Consider the following 20,451-nt stretch of genomic DNA (forward strand, 5'->3'; position numbering starts at 1 on the left):
GATAGCGGCGTGACCCTCCTTGATCTGATGCCGAAGCCCGCCACTCCCGATGCGCTGTACGAGACGTTCGCAGCCTGGGCGGAGGAGCGCGGGATCACGCTGTACCCGGCGCAGGAGGAGGCGCTGATCGAGCTGGTCTCCGGGAACAACGTCATCCTGGCGACGCCGACCGGCTCGGGCAAGTCCCTGGTGGCGGCGGGTGCGCACTTCGCGGCGCTGGCGGAGGGGCAGCGGACGTTCTACACGGCGCCGATCAAGGCGCTGGTGTCGGAGAAGTTCTTCGACCTGGTGAAGATGTTCGGCACCGAGCAGGTCGGCATGATGACGGGCGACGCGAGCGTCAACCCGACCGCGCCGATCATCTGCTGCACGGCCGAGGTGCTGGCGCAGATCGCGCTGCGCGACGGCACCCGGGCGGACATCGGCCAGGTCGTCATGGACGAGTTCCACTTCTACGCCGAGCCGGACCGCGGCTGGGCCTGGCAGATCCCGCTGCTGGAACTGCCGCAGGCGCAGTTCCTGCTGATGTCGGCGACCCTGGGCGACGTGCGCCGGTTCGAGGAGGACCTGACCCGCCGCACCGGCCGTCCGACCACGGTGGTGCGCAACGCGACCCGCCCGGTGCCGCTGTTCTACGAGTACCGCCGCACCACCATGCACGACACCCTGGAGGAGCTGCTGCAGACCGGTCAGGCGCCGGTCTACGTCGTGCACTTCACCCAGAAGGAAGCGGTGGAGCGGGCCCAGTCGCTGATGAGCATCAACATGTGCTCGAAGGCGGAGAAGGAGGCCATCTCCGATCTGATCGGCGGCTTCCGCTTCACCACCAAGTTCGGCCGCAACCTGTCCCGGTTCGTGCGCCACGGCATCGGCGTGCACCACGCGGGCATGCTGCCGAAGTACCGCCGGCTGGTCGAACGCCTCGCCCAGGCGGGCCTGTTGAAGGTGATCTGCGGGACGGACACGCTCGGCGTGGGCGTCAACGTGCCGATCCGCACGGTGCTGTTCACCGCCCTGTCGAAGTACGACGGCCAGCGCGTACGCATCCTGCGCGCCCGTGAGTTCCACCAGATCGCCGGGCGCGCGGGCCGGGCCGGCTTCGACACCGTGGGCCAGGTCGTCGCCCAGGCGCCGGAGCACGTGATCGAGAACGACAAGGCGATCGCCAAGGCCGGGGACGACCCGAAGAAGAAGCGCAAGGTGGTGCGGAAGAAGGCACCGGAGGGCTTCGTCGGCTGGACCGAGGAGACCTTCGACAAGCTGATCGGCGCCGACCCGGAGCCGCTGGTCTCCCGGTTCAAGGTGAGCCACGCGATGCTGCTGTCGGTGATCGGCCGCCCGGGCAACGCCTTCGAGGCGATGCGCAAGCTGCTCACCGACAACCACGAGGACAAGGCCGCGCAGCGCCGGCACATCCGCACCGCGATCGCGATCTACCGCTCGCTGCTCGAGGGCGGCGTGGTGGAGCGGCTGCCGGAGCCGGACGCCGAGGGCCGGATCGTGCGCCTGACCCTGGACCTCCAGGAGAACTTCGCGCTCAACCAGCCGCTCTCCACCTTCGCGCTGGCCTCCTTCGAGCTGCTCGACCCCACCTCGCCGTCGTACGCGATGGACGTCATCTCGGTGGTCGAGGCGACCCTCGACGACCCGCGCCAGATCCTCGCCGCCCAGCAGAACAAGGCGCGCGGCGAGGCCGTCGGCGAGATGAAGCGGGACGGCATCGAGTACGAGGAGCGGATGGAGCGGCTCCAGGAGATCACCTACCCGAAGCCGCTGGAGGAGCTGCTCACCCACGCCTACGAGGTGTACCGCCGGGCGCACCCGTGGATCGGCGACCACCAGCTGCAGCCGAAGTCCGTGGTGCGGGACCTCTACGAGCGGGCGATGACCTTCTCGGACTACGTCGGCTTCTACGAGCTGGCCCGCACCGAGGGCATCGTGCTGCGCTACCTGGCCGGGGCGTACAAGGCGCTGGAGCAGACCGTCCCCGAGGACGTGAAGACCGACGACCTCAAGGACGTCATCGCCTGGCTCGGCGAGCTGGTCCGCCAGGTCGACTCCAGCCTGCTGGACGAGTGGGAGCAGCTGGCCAACCCGACCGACGCGGCCACCGCCGAGATCACCCTGGACGACAAGCCGGCGCCGGTGACGGCGAACGCGCGGGCCTTCCGGGTGCTGGTGCGCAACGAGATGTTCCGCCGGGTGGAGCTGTGCGCGCTGGAGCACTGGAACGAACTCGGCGAGCTGGACGGCGAGTACGGCTGGGACGCGGACCGCTGGGCGGACGCCATGGACGGGTACTGGGACGAGTACGACGACCTGGGCACCGGCCCGAACGCGCGCGGCCCCAAGATGCTGATCATCGAGGAGGAGGACTCCGCCTGGAAGGTCCGGCAGATCTTCGACGACCCGGAGGGCGACCACGACTGGGGCATCAGCGCCGAGGTCGACCTGTACGGCTCGGACGAGGAGGGCCGGGCGGTCGTGCGGGTGACCGCGGTGGACCGGCTCGGCGGCTGACCCTCCGTCAGGATCGACGGTTGAGTGAACGTCAAAAGGGGCCCGGCGCGCGCCGGGCCCCTTGGCGTTTGTCACATCCACACAAACGGCTGACCCGCCGCGTAGGACAGCGCCCGGGTGGCCTCGTCCAGGTTCGGCTCACCGCCTGAACCGGATGCGGTCGGCGCCGGGGTGGACGGCGCCGGGTTCGAGGAGGCGGTGTCGGCCGGGCGGGCGTCGCCGGGGCGGGAGCTGGTGACGGTCACGTAGTGGCCGACCGCCTCGACCCGGGCCTCGCTGCCCGGCTTGGCGCTGCCGGCGGACGGGGCGGGCGCGATGTTGGTGTCGGCGAGCATGAAGGCGACCACGCCGGGCTTGCCGCGCAGAGTGTCGGCGGCCCTGGCGGCGGCGGCCTGGTCGGCGAAGCGCAGCAGGGTGACGCTGCTGCGCACCGGGTGGTCGACGCCGGTGAAGCTGACGATCAGGTAGGCCTGGCAGCCGCTGTCCTTGAGCAGCTCCTGGGTACGGTCCTGGAGCACCTCGTCGCACTTCTCGCCCTGCCGGATGCCGCCGCGCCGGGCCTTGTAGCCGGCGACCTCGACCGGGCGCTGGGCGGGGAACAGGTTGCCGGCGTTGAGGGCCTCGGGGTCGGTGGTGGGCGGCGGGGTGCCGACCACGGGGGGCGTGCGGGCGGCGTCCGCCTTGGACGGGCCCAGGCCGGGTATGTAGTCGCCGGGCGTCGGGCGGGTGATGATCCATCCGCCGGCCGCGACCACGCCCACCATGACGACCCAGCCGACCGCCCGGCGGCCGGTCACCCGCCGGCCGCGCCTGCGGTCCGCTGCGGCGGCGCTCCCGGCGACCCCGGCTCCCCCGTCGGTCCGCTGTCCTGCCTGGCCGTCCTGGCCCTCTCCCGGAGTCGGGGTGCGCGCCCCCTGCGTGGTCATGGCGCAGATTCTAAGCATCGGCCGGGTGGCCTGGGTCACGGGGTCGGGGCTTGTCGATCTTCCCCCGGGACGCACCCGGGCACGCACTCCGTCGGGCCCCGCCGCTACCCGTCGGTAACCTCTCGTCGGCGCCGCCGTCAAGCGCGTGACCAGCGCCGACGCCGTGAGCTTCGACACTGTGGCAATCGGCACATCCTTCCGGGGATCTTCTGGTGGGTTTGCTCTGGCGCCGTTCGCGCGCCACCAGGCAGGATCGGCCCCATGGATCTGCTCGATACCCTCACCGCCAAGGGCCTGCGCGGCGAAGTCCCGACCCGCGAGGAGGCCCTGGCCGTCCTCGCCACCACCGACGACGAGCTGCTCGACGTGGTCGCCGCGGCCGGCAAGGTGCGCCGCCGCTGGTTCGGCCGCCGGGTCAAGCTCAACTACCTGGTGAACCTCAAGAGCGGGCTCTGCCCCGAGGACTGCTCCTACTGCTCGCAGCGGCTCGGGTCCAAGGCCGAGATCCTCAAGTACACCTGGCTCAAGCCGGACCAGGCCGCCGACGCCGCCCGCGCCGGGGTGGCCGGCGGCGCCAAGCGGGTCTGCCTGGTCGCCAGCGGCCGCGGCCCGACGGACCGTGACATCGACCGGGTCACCGACACCATGGCCGCCATCAAGGACGCCGACCCCGAGGTCGAGATCTGCGTGTGCCTCGGCCTGCTGTCCGACAACCAGGCCGAGCGGCTGAAGGCGGCCGGTGCCGACGCCTACAACCACAACCTCAACACCTCCGAGAACACCTACGGGACCATCACCAAGACCCACACCTACGCGGACCGGGTCGACACGGTGCAGAAGGCCCACGGTGCCGGGCTGTCCGCCTGCTCCGGCCTGATCGCCGGCATGGGCGAGACCGACGAGGACCTGGTCGACGTGGTGTTCGCGCTGCGCGAGCTCGGCTCGGACTCCGTCCCGGTCAACTTCCTCATCCCCTTCGAGGGCACCCCGCTCGCCAAGGAGTGGAACCTCACCCCGCAGCGCTGCCTGCGCATCCTGGCGATGGTCCGCTTCGTCAACCCCGACACCGAGGTGCGGATCGCCGGCGGCCGCGAGGTCCACCTGCGCACCATGCAGCCGCTCGGCCTGCACATCGCCAACTCGATCTTCCTCGGCGACTACCTGACCAGCGAGGGCCAGGCCGGGCAGGCCGACCTCGACATGATCAAGGACGCCGGCTTCGAGGTCGAGGGCGCCGGCGAGGCCACCCTGCCCCGCCACCGCGCGGACGTCGCGGAGGCCGCCCAGGCCGGCGGCGGCTGCGGCACCGCGGCCTCGGCCTGCGGCAGCGGCGGCGGCTGCGGGCCCTGCGGCGGGCACTCGCACGCCCCCCTCGCCGAGGCCACGACGGTCGCCCCGGAGGGTGCGAACGACGAGCTGCGCGAGGACCTGGTCAAGGTCCGCCGCCGCGGCGCCGGCACCGAACTCGCGCCCAACGCCTGACCTTCCCCGCACACTCCGGAGCGATCCCACCATGTCCCAGCTGTCCGCGGACACGCTGCTCGCCCTCGACCGGGCGCACGTCTGGCACCCGTACGGGCCGATGCCCGGCACCGTCACCCCGTACGTGGTCGAATCCGCCTCGGGCGTCAGACTGCGCCTCGCCGAGCCCGTCGCGGGCGGGCGGCGCGAGCTGGTCGACGGGATGTCGTCCTGGTGGGCGGCCATCCACGGCTACCGGCACCCGGTGCTGGACGAGGCGGTGCGCGAGCAGCTGGGGCGGATGAGCCATGTGATGTTCGGCGGGCTCACCCACGAGCCCGCCGTCCGGCTCGCCTCCCGGCTGGTCGAGATCACCCCGGAGCCGCTCCAGCACGTCTTCCTCGCCGACTCGGGCTCGGTCGCGGTCGAGGTCGCGATGAAGATGTGCCTCCAGTACTGGCAGTCGACCGGGCGACCCGGGAAGCGCCGACTGCTGACCTGGCGCGGCGGCTACCACGGCGACACCTTCCACCCGATGTCGGTCTGCGACCCGGACGGCGGGATGCACCACCTGTGGGGCGGAGTGCTGCCCGGACAGCTCTTCGCCCCGCAGCCGCCGGCCGGCTTCGACGCCCCGCTCGACCCCGAATACGCGGCGCGGTTCGAGGAGTTGATGGCCCGTCACGCCGACGAGCTGGCCGCCGTCATCGTCGAGCCGGTGGTCCAGGGCGCCGGCGGGATGCAGTTCCACTCCCCCGCCTACCTGCGGATGCTGCGCGAACTCTGCGACCGCCACGGCGTGTTGCTGGTCTTCGACGAGATCGCCACCGGCTTCGGCCGCAGCGGCGCCCTGTTCGCCGCCGACCACGCGGGCGTCAGCCCCGACGTGATGTGCCTGGGCAAGGCGCTCACCGGCGGCTACCTGACGCTGGCCGCCGCGCTGTGCACCGGCGAGATCGCCGACGGCATCAGCCGCGGCGAGATGCCCGTCCTCGCCCACGGGCCGACCTTCATGGGCAACCCGCTGGCCTGCGCGGCCGCCAACGCCTCGCTGGACCTGCTGCTCGGGCAGGACTGGGCGGTGGAGGTCAAGCGCATCGAGACCGGGCTGGTCGAGGGCCTCGCCCCGGCCGCCGACCTGCCGGGCGTACACGACGTACGGGTCCAAGGGGCCATCGGCGTCGTGCAGTTGGACCACCCGGTGGACGTGTCGGCCGCCACCGAGGCGGCGGCCCGCGAGGGCGTCTGGCTGCGCCCCTTCCGGGACCTGATCTACACCATGCCCCCCTATGTGACGGAGGACGAGGACGTGGCACGCATCGCTGCCGCCGTGACCGCCGCGGCGGTGGCCGGATGAGCGCGCGCATCCTGTTCGTGACGGGCACCAACACGGACGTCGGCAAGACCGTCGCCACCGCGGCCCTCGCCTCGGCCGCCCTGCGGGCCGGCCGGAAGGTCGCCGTGCTCAAGCCCGGACAGACCGGCGTCGCGCCGGGCGAGCCGGGCGACGCGGCCGAAGTGCAGCGCCTGGCAGGGGAACTGACGCTCCGTGAGCTGGTGCGCTACCCCGAGCCACTGGCCCCCGACACCGCCGCCCGGCGGGCCGGCATGCCGTACCTCTCCCCCGCCGAGGTGGTCACCGCCGTACGGGACCTCGCCGCCACGCACGACCTGGTGCTGGTCGAGGGCGCCGGCGGGCTCCTCGTCCGCTACGACGGTGACGGCCGCACCCTCGCCGACCAGGCCCGGGCCGTCCGGGAGGCGGGCCTCGACGCCGAGGTGCTGCTGATCGCCTCCGCCGGACTCGGCACCCTCAACATCGTCTCGCTCACGGCCGAGGCCCTGGCCGCCCGCGAACTCCCGCTGGCCGGCGTCGTCGTCGGCTCCTGGCCCGCCGAGCCCGGCCTCGCCGAACGCTGCAACCTCGCCGACCTCCCCCGCTCGGCCGGCGCCCCGCTGCTCGGCGCCCTGCCGGAACGGGCGGGCGCGGCCGAGGACTTCGCGGCCCTGGCCGTCGCCTCCCTGGCCCCCGAGCTGGGCGGCAGCTGGAACGCCGAGCACTTCGCACACGTCCACCGGCCGGAATAGCCCCCGCTTCGCTCGATGGAGTGATCCTGGTGCCCGAATTGCAGATCCGGGCACCAGGGGCTCAATAGCGTTGCCCGCATGACAGACGGGCTGAGCATGGACGAGGCCCTCCGGGCCTTGGCCGCCCTGGAGGCGGCCTGGAAGGACGACGACGAGGCGCTGGTCGCCCTCACGGCCGGCACTGCCGGGGAACGGTCGCTGCCGGCGCTGGTCGCCGCGTACGGCGAGCACGCGATGGACACGCTGATGGCCCTGGCCTTCGGGCTGCGGTCCAGCATGAGCGACGAGGAGATCGCCGAACTCTCGGACGCCGTCAGCGCCAACATCGGCGCGCGGATGAGCGCCCTGCTCACCCAGACCCTCAAGGCCTGGGGCACGGTCGCCGCCGCGGACGACCTCACCGTCACCAAGGTCATCGCCCACACCGTCATCGACGCGATGCGGGCCGTGACCGAGGACCCCAACAAGACCGAGGTGCTGCCGCTGCTCGCCACCTTCCGCAACTACGCCCTCAACGGCGTCTGAGGAGCAGAAAGGCGGTACGGGCTTCGAGCTGGTGCGAGAAGCCCGCACCGCCCCGTGAGATCAACAGGCTCAACGGTGCTCGGTGGCAGGGCCGAAGCAGGCGACCAGGAAGCACAGCACGGCGGCGACCGCGGCGACGACCGGGCCCGCCTGCATGGACGGGGCGAAGCCACCCGCGTCCTGGAGCACCTTGTGGAACTGCACCAGCGATCCGATGGCGGCACCGGCCACCCCGGCCGCCAGCAGCAACGACAGGCCGGCCAGCCGGACTTCCCGCGTGAGCAGACGCAGCACGGACAGGCCGACCAGCACCAGGCCGAGCCACTGCAAGCCGCCCATCCAGATGTCGGCGCCGTTGGTCAACTCCCCGACCCAGCGCGGGCTGTTCAGGAAGTCGAAGCCCGACCACTCCAGGCCGCCGCTCTCCCCGCTGTAGGCGGCCCACGGCAGCGCCAACGAGGCGACGGCCCCACCCGCGAGCAGCAACACCGCCACCGCATTGGCCCGGGAACCACCGGGACGGCGTTGCACAGGCACGGTCATGCCCCGAGGATCCGCCACCCCCCGTGGCCGGTCAAGGCTTTGGACGCGGAACACGGCAATGAACCGGACTGCAGTGGCCGAGAGTTGACAGCACGCTTTGTGAACGGACGCCACGACAGCAAGGATGTGGAGCCAGTCGACGATTCGGCACCGTCTTGAGCTATTGGGGGAAGCGCCTTGCGACCAGTCGGCCATCCGGACCCGTTGAGCTTCGCCCTACTCGGGCAGCTCCGCGTGCAGCGCGCCGGTGCGGCCATCGAGCTGGGGGCGCCTCGGCAGCGGGCGGTGCTGGTGTCGCTCCTCCTCCGGCCGAACTCCGTCGTCGCGATCGACCAACTGGTCGACGACTTATGGGGCGACGAGCCTCCAGGATCGCCCGTCGTCGCCCTCCGTTCCTACATCTCGCAACTGCGCAAGCTGCTGGAGCCGGTACGCGAGAAGCCTTCCCTCCTGCTCTCCCAATCCGGCGGCTACCGGCTGGCAGTGGACCCCGACCACATCGATCTCTGGCGGGTCAAACAGCTCCACGAACTCGCCGCCAGCCACCCGCACCAGGCCCGGGAACACCTCGCCGAGGCCCTCTCGCTCTGGCGCGGCGAGCCGCTCGCCGATCTGCCCGGCCCCCTCATGAGCCGCGAGCGGCAACGACTCTCCGAACTCCGCCTCACACTCCAGGAGGAGCACCTCGCCCTCGACCACTCCGCCGACCAGCTGGCGGAGTTGGAGGCACTCGCCGCCGAACACCCCTTCCGCGAACGCCTCCAGGCCCTGCTCATCCGCACCCTGCACCGCAGCGGCCGCACGGCCGAGGCCCGGGCGGTCTACGACGCGCTCCACTCCCGGCTGGTCGAGCACCTCGGGATCGAGCCCGGGCCCGAGATCACCGCCCTCCGCCAGGAGCTGGACCCGGACCAACTCCCCTCCGCCCCACCCCACTTCACCGGCCGCCAGCCCCATGTCGCCGACATCGCCCACGCCCTCACCCACCGGACCACCCCCGGCCTGCGCCTGGTCACCGTCACCGGCATGGCCGGCGTCGGCAAGACCGCCCTCGCCGTGCGCGCCGCCCACTCGCTGCGCCCCCACTTCCCGGACGGCCGCCTCTACGCCGACCTCCGGGGCGCCGACCTCGTCCCCGCCAGTGCCTCCGACATCCTCGCGGACTTCCTGGCCACCCTGGGCATCCGCCCGTCCGCCGTCCCCCGGGACCTCGCGGGCCGGTCCGCCCTCTTCCGTACCGCCACCACCGGCAAGCAGCTGCTCATCCTCCTCGACAACGCCCGCGACGACGCCCAGCTCCACCCGCTCCTCCCCGGCTCCTCCGACTGCGCCGTCATCGTCACCAGCCGCACCGCGCTGCCGAGCATCCCGTCCGTCCTGCGGATCGCCCTGGACGTGTTCAGCCCGCCGGAGGCGATCGGCCTGCTCGACTCGGTCATCGGTACCGCCCGCCGAGCCGCCCAACGCGCCGATGCCGCGCTGCTGGTGGAGGCCTGCGGCCGCCTCCCCCTCGCCGTACGGATCGCCGCGGCCCGGCTCGCCGCCACCCCGGACCAGCCGATCGCCGAGCTCGTCCGGCTCCTGGCCGACGACCGCGAGGGCATCCCCGCGATCGAGCAGGTCTTCCAGCTGAGTTACCGGCTCCTCCCGCCGCGCCTGGCGACGGCCTTCCGCAGGCTCTCCTGGGTGGAGCCGGACATCGGCCTGGCCTCGGCGGCCGCCGTCCTGGGCCTTCCCGAGCACCAGGCGGAGCACCTCACGGAGGCGCTGGTGGACCAGGCGCTGCTGGAGTCGACGGGCGCCGGCCGCTACCGCTTCCACGACCTGGTCCGGGCCTTCGCCCGCCGGAGGTCCCTGCGCCTCGACGCGACCGAGCGCACCACCGCCCACCACCACCTCCTGGCCCTGCTCCTCACCCACGCCCGGACGGCCTTCGCCCTCGCCGTCCCCGGCGACCCGGTCGCCGACGTCTTCGGTGCACCGGCTCCCCACCCGGTCTTCACGGACCTGCCGGACGCCCGCCGCTGGGCCCGGGCGGAGACTCCCGGCGCCGTCGCGCTCGCCGCGGCCATCGCCACGCACGGCCCGGACGTCCCGGACGCCACCGCCGTACGCTCCGCCGTCGACCTGCTGGTCGCCCTCAGTCCCCTGGGCCTCGGCGCCTTCGCCGGCGGGGCGGAGGAGGCCGCCCGCCTCCTCGTCACGGCCGCCGTCAGCTGCCGCGACCGCGCCGCCGAGGGCCGCGCCCGGTTCCTCCTCGGCACCGTCCTGCTGGGCCGGGCCCGGCTGGAGGAGGCCGCCGAGCAGGCCCGTCAGGCCGCCCGGGCCTGCCAGGAGGCGGACGACCCGGCCGTGCTCCGGCAGGCCCTCAACGACCTGGGCCTGATCGCCCAGGCCCAGGCCCGCCACGAGGAGGCGATCGTCGCCTTCGACGAGGCGGCGGCCCTCGCCCGCCGCCTCGGCCACCGTTCCGGCGAGGTGGCGAGCACCGCGAACGCGGCGCTGTCCCGGATCCGCAGCGGCCGAGCGACGGACGCCGCGGAGACCTGCGCACAGCTCCTCGCCGACCCCGACGGCACCGCCGACGCCGCGATGACCGCCTACGTCCACTACGTCCTCGGCCTCGCCCACCAGGAGCTGGGCCGACTCGACGAGGCCGCCGCCCAGCTCCGCTCCTGCGTCGACCGCGCGGGCCCGGCCGGGGACCTGGACCGCGAGTCGGCGGCCCGCAGCCGCCTGGCCGACGTGCTGCGGCTGCTCGGCCGGGTCGAGGAGGCCGTCGACGAGGCGACCCGAGCCCTACGGCTCGCAACGCAAGGTGGGCGACAGCGCGAACGCGCTCTCGCCCACCTGGTGTTGGCCCATGCGGTGACCGCCCGCGGTGACCAGTCCGCCGCCCGCGTTCACGCGGCGCAGGCGCACCGGCTGCTCAGCGGCCTGGGTGCCCCGGAGTCCGCCGACGCCCGGTCGCTGCTGACGGCCCTGGCCACCGCCGACGGGTCCGCTACTTCAACCGGATGACCAGCCCCGTCCCGTTCCAGGCGACCTTGCTCGCCAGGCACTGCACGTCCGCCGACCCCCCGCAGGCCGACGGCGGTGCAGCCGGCGAGCCGTGCCGTGCGGGATCCCCCGCCGCCACGGCGGCGAGCCCGGACACTCCCGCCAGAATCACCGCACCGACAACCACCGTGCGGTTCACAACAGTTCGCAACACGTTCCGTGCTCCTTGCTCACGTGGGACTCAAGCGCCCGCACGTTCGCAGCAGCCGGTAGACAGTCGATCAACATCCCGCCCCCGCCGACCCGGAACGGACGTTCGCAGTCCGTCTACCGCCCTCCGTGATCGTTGAGCCCGGCACCGAGCCCCCACTGAGGCGTCAGGGAATCCCCGCCCTGACGCCTCAGTGGTGCCCCACGCCTCAGTGGTGCCCGACGCCTCAGTGCCCTTCCTCGACCGGGAACGGCCCGGTGGCCCAGTGCAGCCGTGCCGGGCCGCTGCTCGGCCGGTCGTGGTGGAGGTGGCGGCGGCCCTCGCCGAGCGGGCCGAGGTCGAGCGGGGCCAGGGTGCCGACGGCCAGCGCGGTGGACTCCTGGCCGGTGAGCGGCACGAGCGTCACGTAGGAGGCGTCGTCGCCGCCCGACCAGTTCGTGAACTCGGTACGGATCCAGCCGAACCGCTGCGCGCAGGCCAGGCAGCGGCGGATGGACACGGAGAAGTGCGGGTCGGCCACCACCGCCGCCTCGTAGGCGAAGCCCTCCCGCTGGCGCGCCCACACCGCCTCCGGGTCCTCCCCGTAGCACTCCGCGCAGCCGAACGCCCAGTGCGCCCCCGGCGCCGTCACGCGACCTCCAGCAGTACGGCGGGCAGTTCGCCGTCCACCACGGCCGCGCGCGGCAGGGTGAGCCCGAAGCGGCGGCCGAGCAGTTCCAGGCAGGTGCGGTGGACGGACTCGTACCTCCGGTTCTCCGGGTCGGGGAGTCCGGCAGCGGCGAGGTCGGCCGTCACCGCGGCGGCGGTCACCGGATCGCCGTCGACGCCGTCGAAGCCCCAGCTGGAGTCCAGGTGGAGGTTGAAGGCGCACAGCGGGCGGCCGTCCCGCGAGGAGTGGAACTGCGGCGGTACCGGCTTGCCGTTCTCCTCCTCGTACTCGACGTGGTACACGTCGGCGCCGCCCCGGGAGACGGAGTCCGGGAGGGACAACTCGCCCTGCCAGTAGCCGTACGCGACCGCGTAGGCGAGGCCGTCGGCCTGGCCGTAGCGCAGGGCGACGTCGTCCGTGCCGCTCGAGAAGTCGAGCTCGTGGTCCTCGATCAGATCCTCGCCCGTGCACGGCCCGAGCGGGAGCGCGGTGCGCCGGGGAAAGGCCTCGGCGGCGATCCGGGCCACGAGTTCCGCGGGTTCCAGGCCCCGGGCCAGGACCACGCTGTAGCCGCCGTAGGCGATCGACTGCGGTTCCGCGAGCCAGCTGAGGGTGTCCGTCATGCCGATCATCCTGCCTCATCCGGAGCACCCCGAGCACCCTGCCGCAGTCGGCCGCAGCCCCAGGCGGCGGGGCCCGGAAAAGACCCCGACGACCCCGCCCTCTTCTCTTCGGACGCCGTTCGATATACGGTACACAACGCTTGTTACGTACCCACGTACCCACACCCGGAGTCCGCTGTGACCGAGCCCACCGAGCCCACCGAGCCCATCAAGTACCGCAAGAACGGCCTCACGCGCGGGGTGACCGAGGAGCTCGCCGAGAGCATGAAGCACGGGTGGGCCGACACCGAGCGCCACGCCCTGGAGCCGATCCCGCAGGCCGCCCACACCGAGCGCCGCCGGGCCGCGCTGTCCGCCGCCTTCCCGGGCGAGCTGCTGGTGGTCCCGTCCGGCAACCCCAAGGTGCGGGCCAACGACACCGACTACCCGTTCCGCCCGTCCTCCGACTACGTCTACCTGACCGGCGACCAGTCCCAGGACGCCGTGCTGGTGCTGGAGCCCACCGGCGAGAGCGGCCACCGGGCCGTGCTCTACCTGCGCAACCGCTCCGACATCGAGAGCGGCGAGTTCTGGCTCGACGGCCACGGCGAGCTGTGGGACGGCCGGCGCAACAGCCTGACCGAGAGCGAGCGGCTGCTCGGCCTGCCCTGCCGGGACGTCCGCGCCGTGCGCACCGACCTCGGCGCGGCCACCGCCCCGGTCCGGGTGCTGCGCAGGCACGACGCCGGGGTCGAGGCCACCCTCGGGGAGCGCGCGAACCCCGAGCGGGACGGCGAGTTCGAGGTCTTCCTCTCCGGAATGCGCCTGGTGAAGGACGAGTTCGAGATCGCCCAGCTGCGCCTCGCCTGCCAGGCGACCGCGCGCGGCTTCGAGGACGTGGTGCGCGTCCTCAGCACGGACGCCGCGACGCCCGAGCGGCTGATCGAGGGCACCTTCTTCGTCCGGGCCCGCCTGGAGGGCAACGACGTCGGCTACAGCACCATCGCCGCCGCCGGGCCGCACGCCACCACCCTGCACTGGGTGCGCAACAACGGCCAGGCCCGCCCCGGCGACCTGCTGCTGCTCGACGCCGGTGTGGAGACCGATGAGCTCTACACCGCCGACGTGACCCGCACCCTGCCGGTCTCCGGCCGGTTCACCGACATCCAGCGCAAGGTCTACGACGCGGTGCACGCCGCCCAGGAGGCCGGCATCGCCGCCGTCAAGCCGGGCGCGGACTTCCGCGACTTCCACCACGCCGCCCAGCGCGAGCTCGCCGAACACCTCACCGCCTGGGGCCTGTTCGGCGACCTCACCGCCGACAAGGTGTACGAGCTGGGCCTGCATCGCCGCTTCACCCTGGCCGGCACGGGCCACATGCTCGGCATCGACGTGCACGACTGCGCCCACTCCCGCACCGAGGAGCACGTCGACGGCACCCTGCTGCCGGGCATGGTGCTCACCGTCGAGCCGGGCCTCTACTTCCAGCAGAACGACCTGACGGTGCCGGAGGAGTACCGGGGCATCGGGGTGCGGATCGAGGACGACATCCTGGTCACCGAGGGCGGCAACGAGAACCTCTCCGCCGACCTCCCCCGCAGCGCCGACGAGGTCGAGGCCTGGCTGGCCGAGCTGCGCGGCTGACGGCCGGCGTGCGGCCCCGGCAGCACGCCGGGGCCGCAGACGGTCACTTCAACTCCACGCGGTCACTTGAGCTTGCCGAGCGCCGTGGCCATCCGCCCCACCGCGTCCACCACCTCCTTGGCCGGGCTCGCGGTGAAGCAGAGCCGGAAGAACCCCGGCACGGGGTTGTGCATCACCCCACCAGGCAGCAGGGTGACCTCGGTGGGCGAGGCCGCGAGATGGTCGAACAGCCACTTCTCGTCCGGGTCGAGCCCGTCCGCCCTGATCACCGGCAGTTCCCCGTGCGCGTGCCCGGCGCGCTTGCCGAGGTACTCGGTGAGGTCCAACCAGAAGAACATCGCCGAGTTGTCCCCCTCCCGGTGGACGTACTTGATCCCGGCCGCGTCCAGCGCGCCCTTGACCGCACGGAAGCTCTCGCTGAGCAGCCCCGGGTACGTCTTCATCGCGTACGTCGAGTAGCGCTCGCCGTTGTGGTGGGCGCTGAGCAACTCGCCGATGACGTAGGTCTTCAGCGAGTCGAACGGGGTGAACCAGGGCAGCGGGTGGGTCCGCTCGGCCGGGTCGGTGTTGCCCAGCATGGCCCGGTGGACGGCCTGGTTCTTGGAGACCACGAAGCCCGTCCGGAAGCCGGACAGCCCGAAGTCCTTGGCGAAGCCCCAGACCACGTGGATCCGCTCGGCGAACCCCGAGTACGCCCCCAGCTTCACCGCGCTGGTGAACGGCGTTACGGAGCTCTCGAGTTGGGAGTGGCAGTAGATCTCGTCGGAGATGATGTGCATGTCGGTGTACGCCATCGCCCAGGCGTAGATCTCCTCCAGCAGCGCCCGGTCGTAGTTGACGCCCAGCGGGTTGTGCGGGTTGGTGAGGACGAGCATCCGGGGGCGGTGGCCGGCCTTCTGCCGTGCCTCGTAGGCCTCGATGATCAGGTCCAGGGTGAGCCGGTACCGGTTCTTGCCCGTGGTGGGCAGGTTCACCGGGACGCACTTGAGCTTGGGCCGCTCCTGGAAGGACCAGTTGAAGCCCTGCCAGTACGGCGCCGGGATCAGCACCTCGTCCTTCGGCTTGAGCGCCGGCGTGCCCGCGCCCTTGCGCATCAGCCCGAAGGCGATGCACTCCAGCGCGGAGGAGACCCCGGCGCAGCCGAAGACGTTCTCCTCCGCGACGGTCTCGCCGAACGCCCGGCTGAGCAGCTCCGCGACCTGCCGGCGCAGTTGCGGGGTGCCGGCCGAGGCCATGTACTGGATGTTCCGCTCGGGGATCAGCTTGATCTTCTTGAACACGTCGGTGTCCATCGACTGCTGGTACAGCAGGACGTTCTCCGCGACGGACAGGTTGATCGCGGTGTCCGGGGCGAGGTGCCGGTGGTAGAAGGCGAGGGCCTGCTCGAAGTCGGTCAGGCCGGCCAGGACGTCGGCGGCATCCTCGGGCGAGTCGAGCCGCAGGCCGTTCTCGGTCATGGTCATGGGGGTCCCCTGTCGGGTGGGCGGGTCGGAGACGTGCGTGGCGGAACGTGACCGTTCGCACACGCATCGGGCCCAGCGGACCACGCGGGGTGGACGGCCGCCAGCGTTCGGCGGCCGTCCGGACGGCGTTCCCGCCGCGGTCCTCCCAGGGTCACCCCCGGAGCGCTCAACCCCGGTTGCCGACCAGGGGCTTGACCCAGCGGCTCCACTGGGGTTCGGGGTGGTAGCCGGCGGACTGCCAGGTGCGGTGGCCGAGGGCGTTGTCGTCCAGCACCATCGCGTCGGCGCGGCGGCCGCCGAGTGCGGCGAAGCGCTCCTCGGCGGCGGCCAGCAGGGCGGCGCCGATGCCCCGGCGGCGGTGTCCGGGGTCGACGGCCAGGCGGTACAGGTGGCACCGCCAGCCGTCCCAGCCGGCGATGACGGTGCCGAGCGGGGTGCCCGGGTCCTCGGCCGTGGTGGCGACGATCAGGCACTCAGGGTCCCGGGCGAGCAGCGCGGCCACGCCCGCCTCGTCGTCGGTGATGCTGGTGCCCTTGGCGGCCCGGGCCCACAGGGCGAGCAGGGCGGGGATCTCCTCGGGGCGGGCGGGGCGCAGCACGATCTGTTCGGTCATGCCGGCCTGTCTAGCAGGGTGTCAGCCCTGGCCGCCCGGAATTCCGGGTCGTGGACGGGTCGTGGACGGGTCGCGGACGGTCCGTAGCAAGCCGGAGGCGACGGTCAGCCGAGGCGCCACACCGTGGTGGTCTTGACCGAGGTGTCCTCCAGGTCCGCCACCACCGGCACCTGGTAGGAGGCCACCGCGGTGAACCGGTCCCGGGGCAGGTAGGCGCGGCCCGGGTCGCCGACGATCACGGTGGCGCCGCGGGCGGCAGCCCGTTCCAGGAAGGGCAGGAAGCGGGCGGCCATGGTGCGCTCGTAGAACACGTCACCGGCCAGCACCACCTCGGCGGGTGCGCCGTCCCCGTCGACCAGGTCGACCAGCGCGCCGTCCACCCGGACGCCGTTGGCCTCGGCGTTCAGTCCGATGGCGGCGACCGCGTAGGCGTCGATCTCGGCCGCCCGGACTCCCGTCGCGCCGCGCAGTGCGGCGGCCACTCCGACCAGTCCGGAGCCGGCCGCGATGTCCAGCACCGCCCGCCCGTCGACCAGTTCGGGGTGGTCCAGCACGTAGCGCGCGACCGCGACCCCGCCGGCCCAGGCGAAGGCCCAGAACGGCGGCGGGAGTCCGATCTCGCCGCGTTCGCGTTCGGTGGTCTCCCAGAGCGCGATGGCGTCCTGCGCCATGTGCAGGCGGATCTCGGGGACGAAGGGCACGGACGTCAGTTCGGTCTCCCGCAGGATGAAGGCCTGATCGGTGTCCGGTCGATGAACTCGCAGCTCACTCGGCATTCCCGCAGCATAGGGCCCCTCGGGCCGCACTCACGCCCGCCCGGCGGCCCGCTGGGTGCGCCGGGCCAGCGAGTCGACCACGACGGCGGCCAGCAGCACCGCGCCGGTGATCATGAACTGGATGGCGTTGCTCAGGCCCTGGATGTTCATCCCGGACTGGATCGAGGCGATCACCAGCGCGCCGAGCAGCGCCGACCAGGTCTTGCCGCGCCCGCCGAACAGGCTGGTGCCGCCGATGACGGCCGCCGCGATGGCGTTCATCAGCAGGTTGCCGCCGCCGGAGGTCTGGCTGGCGGACTGGATCTGCGCGGCCAGGAACAGGCCGCCGATCCCGGCCATGGTGGAGCAGGTGGCGAACACGCTGATCCGGATCCACGAGATGTTGATGCCCGCCCGGCGGGCGCCCTCGATGTTGCCGCCGACCGCGAACACCTGGCGGCCGTACGTGGTGCGGCGCAGCACGAAGTCCAGCACCACGATGAAGATCAGGAAGATCAGCAGGGCCAGCGGCAGCCCCTTGTACTGGTTGAGCGTGTAGGCGGCGAGGAAGGCGATGACCGCCAGCAGTACGGTGCGCAGCACGATGTCGGCGACCGGCCGGGAGGGCACCCCCGCGGCCTGCCGCCGCCGGGAGTCGACCAGCGAGGCACCCAGGAACAGCACCACGCCGACCGCGGCCGCGCCGTAGGCGGCGATCTGCTGGCCGTAGATGGTGCTGTAGAGCCGGGAGACGACGTCCTTGCCGGAGAGGTTGACGGTGCCGGTGGCACCGAGCACCTGGAGCATCAGGCCGTTCCAGCCGAGGTTGCCGGCCAGGGTGACGACGAAGGCCGGGACGCCGATCTTGGCGAAGAAGAAGCCGTGGATGGTGCCGACGATCGCCCCGCCGACGATCGCGGTGATCAGGGCGACCCACTGGTTGACGCCGTTGCTGACGTTCAGGACGGCGAAGATCGCCGCGCACAGGCCGCTGACCGAGCCGACCGAGAGGTCGATCTCGCCGAGCAGCAGCACGAAGACCACGCCGATCGCGATCATGCCGGTGCCGACGATCTGCTGGGACAGGTTGGAGAGGTTCTGGGCGGACAGGAAGCTGCTGTTCAGGCTGCCGAACACCGCCCAGATCACGATCAGGGCCAGCACGACGGGCAGCGAGCCCAGTTCGCCGCTGCTCATCCGGCGGCGGAACTCGCCCAGGTAGCCCTTGATGCCCTCCTGGCGGACGATCAGCCGGGGGTCGACCGCGGGGGTGGCCTCGGGGGCGACCGGGACGGGCGCGTTGACGCCGCCGGTGGGCATGGAGTCCTCGGGCAGCCGGGGGCGGTGCCGTCCGGGTTCGTCGCCGGGGGTGTTCCCGGGGGTGTGGTCGCTCACGGGGAGTCCTCCTGGCCGCGGGCCCTGCGCCGGGTCACGGCGTTGTCCGTGGCGCCGGTGATGGCCGAGATGATCTCTTCCTGGTTGGTGCTGCGCTTGTCGAAGACGCCGTTGTTGCGGCCGAGGCGCAGCACCGCGACGGTGTCCGCGACGGCCATCACGTCCGCCATGTTGTGGCTGATCAGGATCACCCCGTGGTCCTGCTCGCGCAGCCGCTCGACCAGGTCGAGCACCTGGGCGGTCTGCTCGACGCCGAGGGCGGCGGTCGGTTCGTCCAGCATCACGACCTTGGGCGAGCCGATCAGCGCGCGGGCGATCGCGACGACCTGGCGCTGGCCGCCGGAGAGCGAGGCGACCGGGATCCGCACGCTGGGGATGCGGATGGAGAGGGTGTCCAGCAGCGTCCGGGAGCGCTTCTCCATGGCGACCTCGTCGAGGATGCCGAAGCGCCGGATCTCGCGGCCGAGGAAGAGGTTCCCGACCACGTCGAGGTTGTCGCAGAGCGCGAGGTCCTGGTAGACCGTGGCGATGCCCAACTGCTGGGCGTCCTGCGGCCGGTGGATGCTGACCGGCCGGCCCTGCCACTCGATGGCGCCCTCGTCGGGCTGGTGCACCCCGGCGATCGACTTGACCAGGGTGGACTTGCCGGCGCCGTTGTCGCCGACCAGGGCCAGCACCTCGCCGGTGTGCACCTCCAGTTCGATGTCGGTGAGCGCCTGGACGGCGCCGAACCGTTTGGAGACCCCGCGCAGGGCCAGTACGGTCTCACCTGGCACAGTGACCAACTCCCTTGCCCCGCACCCGTGGTGGGGGCGGGGCCTGTTCGGTTTCCGGGGGCGCGGCCGGCTTACTGGATGCCGGCGGCCTTGCAGGCGGCGGCGTAGTCCGGCGTGCAGATCTGCGCGACGGTGTAGAAGCCGTCGGCGATCACGGTGTCCTTGACCTTGTCCTTGGTGACGACGATCGGGGTGAGCAGGTTGGCGGGCACCTTGTTGCCGCTGCCGTTGGTCACCGTGGTCGGCACCAGGCTGGAGTCCAGCGGCTTGCCGGAGGCGAGGGCGACCGCGATCTGGCCGGCCGAGTCGGTCTCCGGCTTGAGCGGCTTGTACACGGTCATGGTCTGGCTGCCGGCCACGATCCGCTGGATGCCGTCGAGTTGGGCGTCCTGGCCGGTGAGCGGGACGCTCAGGCCGGCCGCCTTGAGCGCGGTCGCGACGCCCGCGGCCATGCCGTCGTTGGCGGAGTAGGCGCCGACCACGTTGGCCGCGCCGATCGCGGTGATCGCGGCGGCGGCCTCCTGGTTGGCGGTGTTCGGGTCCCACTGGGGGGTGTCGTACTCCTTGCCGACCTTGAGCTTGCCGTCGATGGCGCTGTGCGCGCCGGCCTTGAAGTCGGCCGCGTTGGGGTCGGTCGGCGAGCCGTTGATCATGAAGATCTCGCCCGCGTTCGCCTTGTCGCCGACCGCGGCGACCAGGGCCTGGCCCTGCAGCTCGCCGACCTTGCGGTTGTCGAAGGACACGTACGCGTCGGCCGGGCCCTGGGCGAGCCGGTCGTAGGCGAGCACCTTGACGCCCGCGTCGTGGGCCTTCTGGACGGAGGACTGGATCGACTTGGAGTCCACCGCGTCCAGGATCAGCACCTTGTCGCCCTTGGTGAGGGCGGTGTCCACCTGGGTCTGCTGGAGGGTCGCGTCCTGGTTGGCGTTGTAGTAGTCGATCTGGGCGTCCGGGGCCAGCTCCTTGATCTTCTTCTCGATCAGCGGGCGGTCGAACTGCTCGTAGCGGGTGGTCTTGGTCTCCGGCAGCAGCAGGCCGATCCGCACGGCGCCCACCGCGGCCGCGCTGCCTCCGCTCGCGCTCGCGGCGCCTGCGGAACCGCCTCCGGACGACGACTGCTTGGCGCTGCCACAGGACGCCGCGCCGAGGCCGAGGGAAACCACTGCCGTCACCGCGAGGACGCGGCGGAGCCTGATGCTCATCGGGAAACCTCTCCGATTGAATCCGCCCCCCCTGTCCCTCCGAGTCTGGGAAGCGATCGCCGCGCCCACGACCCCTGG

The 20,451-nt window shown here is 72.3% G+C and carries 17 protein-coding genes; 7 read left to right on the forward strand and 10 right to left on the reverse strand.

Annotated elements, in window-relative coordinates; all coding sequences use genetic code 11:
* Positions 1-27: 27 nt before the first annotated feature.
* A complete protein-coding gene (locus ACFVXG_RS15075) occupies positions 28-2,520 on the forward strand; it encodes a DEAD/DEAH box helicase (RefSeq protein ID WP_387927849.1) in 2,493 nt (830 codons plus the stop codon).
* Positions 2,521-2,591: 71 nt separating this feature from the next.
* Here ACFVXG_RS15075 and ACFVXG_RS15080 read toward each other — a convergent pair whose 3' ends face one another.
* Positions 2,592-3,446, reverse strand: coding sequence for a hypothetical protein (locus ACFVXG_RS15080; protein ID WP_387927626.1), 855 nt, complete (start codon positions 3,444-3,446; stop codon positions 2,592-2,594).
* A gap of 261 nt (positions 3,447-3,707) precedes the next feature.
* On the opposite strand from ACFVXG_RS15080, the gene bioB reads away from it, so the two are divergent.
* The 4 genes from bioB (at position 3,708) to ACFVXG_RS15100 (ending at position 7,520) form a co-directional block, all read left to right on the forward strand.
* Complete coding sequence (gene bioB, locus ACFVXG_RS15085) at positions 3,708-4,928, forward strand: biotin synthase BioB (protein WP_387927628.1); 1,221 nt, start codon at positions 3,708-3,710, stop codon at positions 4,926-4,928.
* 31 nt (positions 4,929-4,959) lie between these two features.
* Complete coding sequence (locus tag ACFVXG_RS15090) at positions 4,960-6,264, forward strand: adenosylmethionine--8-amino-7-oxononanoate transaminase (RefSeq protein ID WP_387927630.1); 1,305 nt, start codon at positions 4,960-4,962, stop codon at positions 6,262-6,264.
* Positions 6,261-6,995 (forward strand): dethiobiotin synthase, encoded by a 735-nt coding sequence (gene bioD, locus ACFVXG_RS15095; RefSeq protein ID WP_387927632.1) that lies wholly within the window; start codon positions 6,261-6,263, stop codon positions 6,993-6,995. Before ACFVXG_RS15090 ends, bioD begins: the two co-directional genes overlap by 4 nt.
* Before the next feature lie 78 nt (positions 6,996-7,073).
* On the forward strand, positions 7,074-7,520 hold the full coding sequence (locus ACFVXG_RS15100) for a hypothetical protein (RefSeq protein WP_387927634.1): 447 nt from the start codon (positions 7,074-7,076) through the stop codon (positions 7,518-7,520).
* Between the two features lie 69 nt (positions 7,521-7,589).
* Here ACFVXG_RS15100 and ACFVXG_RS15105 read toward each other — a convergent pair whose 3' ends face one another.
* Positions 7,590-8,063, reverse strand: a complete 474-nt coding sequence (locus ACFVXG_RS15105) for a hypothetical protein (protein ID WP_387927636.1) — start codon at positions 8,061-8,063, stop codon at positions 7,590-7,592.
* A 204-nt stretch (positions 8,064-8,267) separates the two neighbouring features.
* Between ACFVXG_RS15105 and ACFVXG_RS15110 the strand changes: the two genes are divergently transcribed.
* Positions 8,268-11,084 (forward strand): BTAD domain-containing putative transcriptional regulator, encoded by a 2,817-nt coding sequence (locus tag ACFVXG_RS15110; RefSeq protein WP_387927638.1) that lies wholly within the window; start codon positions 8,268-8,270, stop codon positions 11,082-11,084.
* Positions 11,085-11,500: 416 nt separating this feature from the next.
* Here ACFVXG_RS15110 and ACFVXG_RS15115 read toward each other — a convergent pair whose 3' ends face one another.
* Both ACFVXG_RS15115 and ACFVXG_RS15120 read right to left on the reverse strand, forming a co-directional pair.
* The gene (locus ACFVXG_RS15115) at positions 11,501-11,905 is read right to left on the reverse strand and encodes a hypothetical protein (RefSeq protein ID WP_387927640.1); all 405 of its coding nucleotides are present in this window, start codon (positions 11,903-11,905) and stop codon (positions 11,501-11,503) included.
* Positions 11,902-12,546 carry a hypothetical protein gene (locus ACFVXG_RS15120; protein ID WP_387927642.1) on the reverse strand — a complete coding sequence of 215 codons (645 nt, stop codon included), beginning with the start codon at positions 12,544-12,546 and terminating at the stop codon, positions 11,902-11,904. The genes ACFVXG_RS15115 and ACFVXG_RS15120 overlap by 4 nt, the downstream gene beginning before the upstream one ends.
* A 177-nt stretch (positions 12,547-12,723) precedes the next feature.
* Here ACFVXG_RS15120 and ACFVXG_RS15125 point away from each other — a divergent pair, with 177 nt between their 5' ends.
* Complete coding sequence (locus ACFVXG_RS15125; RefSeq protein WP_387927644.1) at positions 12,724-14,169, forward strand: aminopeptidase P family protein; 1,446 nt, start codon at positions 12,724-12,726, stop codon at positions 14,167-14,169.
* Positions 14,170-14,231: 62 nt separating this feature from the next.
* Here ACFVXG_RS15125 and ACFVXG_RS15130 read toward each other — a convergent pair whose 3' ends face one another.
* From ACFVXG_RS15130 to ACFVXG_RS15155, 6 genes are all read right to left on the reverse strand, one after another.
* Positions 14,232-15,632 (reverse strand): aminotransferase class I/II-fold pyridoxal phosphate-dependent enzyme, encoded by a 1,401-nt coding sequence (locus ACFVXG_RS15130; RefSeq protein ID WP_387927646.1) that lies wholly within the window; start codon positions 15,630-15,632, stop codon positions 14,232-14,234.
* A gap of 166 nt (positions 15,633-15,798) precedes the next feature.
* Positions 15,799-16,245, reverse strand: coding sequence for a GNAT family N-acetyltransferase (locus ACFVXG_RS15135; RefSeq protein WP_387927648.1), 447 nt, complete (start codon positions 16,243-16,245; stop codon positions 15,799-15,801).
* Between the two features lie 104 nt (positions 16,246-16,349).
* Positions 16,350-17,021: a class I SAM-dependent methyltransferase gene (locus ACFVXG_RS15140; protein WP_387927649.1), complete on the reverse strand. Its 672-nt coding sequence runs from the start codon at positions 17,019-17,021 to the stop codon at positions 16,350-16,352.
* A gap of 30 nt (positions 17,022-17,051) precedes the next feature.
* Entirely contained in the window at positions 17,052-18,320 is a 1,269-nt protein-coding gene (locus ACFVXG_RS15145) for a sugar ABC transporter permease (RefSeq protein ID WP_387927851.1), read from the reverse strand.
* A gap of 71 nt (positions 18,321-18,391) precedes the next feature.
* Positions 18,392-19,171 carry an ATP-binding cassette domain-containing protein gene (locus ACFVXG_RS15150; protein ID WP_387927651.1) on the reverse strand — a complete coding sequence of 260 codons (780 nt, stop codon included), beginning with the start codon at positions 19,169-19,171 and terminating at the stop codon, positions 18,392-18,394.
* A 71-nt stretch (positions 19,172-19,242) separates the two neighbouring features.
* Complete coding sequence (locus tag ACFVXG_RS15155; protein WP_387927652.1) at positions 19,243-20,373, reverse strand: sugar ABC transporter substrate-binding protein; 1,131 nt, start codon at positions 20,371-20,373, stop codon at positions 19,243-19,245.
* Positions 20,374-20,451 lie beyond the last annotated feature (78 nt).

The sequence above is a fragment of the Kitasatospora sp. NPDC058162 genome, from assembly GCF_042884005.1.
Taxonomy (GTDB): domain Bacteria; phylum Actinomycetota; class Actinomycetes; order Streptomycetales; family Streptomycetaceae; genus Kitasatospora.

Coding starts and splice junctions, on each gene's coding strand:
- ACFVXG_RS15075 (WP_387927849.1), top strand. CDS start 28: ATGCCGAAGCCCGCCACTCCCGATGCGCTGTACGAGACGTTCGCAGCC.
- ACFVXG_RS15080 (WP_387927626.1), bottom strand. CDS start 3,446: ATGACCACGCAGGGGGCGCGCACCCCGACTCCGGGAGAGGGCCAGGAC.
- bioB (WP_387927628.1), top strand. CDS start 3,708: ATGGATCTGCTCGATACCCTCACCGCCAAGGGCCTGCGCGGCGAAGTC.
- ACFVXG_RS15090 (WP_387927630.1), top strand. CDS start 4,960: ATGTCCCAGCTGTCCGCGGACACGCTGCTCGCCCTCGACCGGGCGCAC.
- bioD (WP_387927632.1), top strand. CDS start 6,261: ATGAGCGCGCGCATCCTGTTCGTGACGGGCACCAACACGGACGTCGGC.
- ACFVXG_RS15100 (WP_387927634.1), top strand. CDS start 7,074: ATGACAGACGGGCTGAGCATGGACGAGGCCCTCCGGGCCTTGGCCGCC.
- ACFVXG_RS15105 (WP_387927636.1), bottom strand. CDS start 8,063: ATGACCGTGCCTGTGCAACGCCGTCCCGGTGGTTCCCGGGCCAATGCG.
- ACFVXG_RS15120 (WP_387927642.1), bottom strand. CDS start 12,546: ATGACGGACACCCTCAGCTGGCTCGCGGAACCGCAGTCGATCGCCTAC.
- ACFVXG_RS15130 (WP_387927646.1), bottom strand. CDS start 15,632: ATGACCATGACCGAGAACGGCCTGCGGCTCGACTCGCCCGAGGATGCC.
- ACFVXG_RS15135 (WP_387927648.1), bottom strand. CDS start 16,245: ATGACCGAACAGATCGTGCTGCGCCCCGCCCGCCCCGAGGAGATCCCC.
- ACFVXG_RS15140 (WP_387927649.1), bottom strand. CDS start 17,021: ATGCCGAGTGAGCTGCGAGTTCATCGACCGGACACCGATCAGGCCTTC.
- ACFVXG_RS15145 (WP_387927851.1), bottom strand. CDS start 18,320: ATGCCCACCGGCGGCGTCAACGCGCCCGTCCCGGTCGCCCCCGAGGCC.
- ACFVXG_RS15155 (WP_387927652.1), bottom strand. CDS start 20,373: ATGAGCATCAGGCTCCGCCGCGTCCTCGCGGTGACGGCAGTGGTTTCC.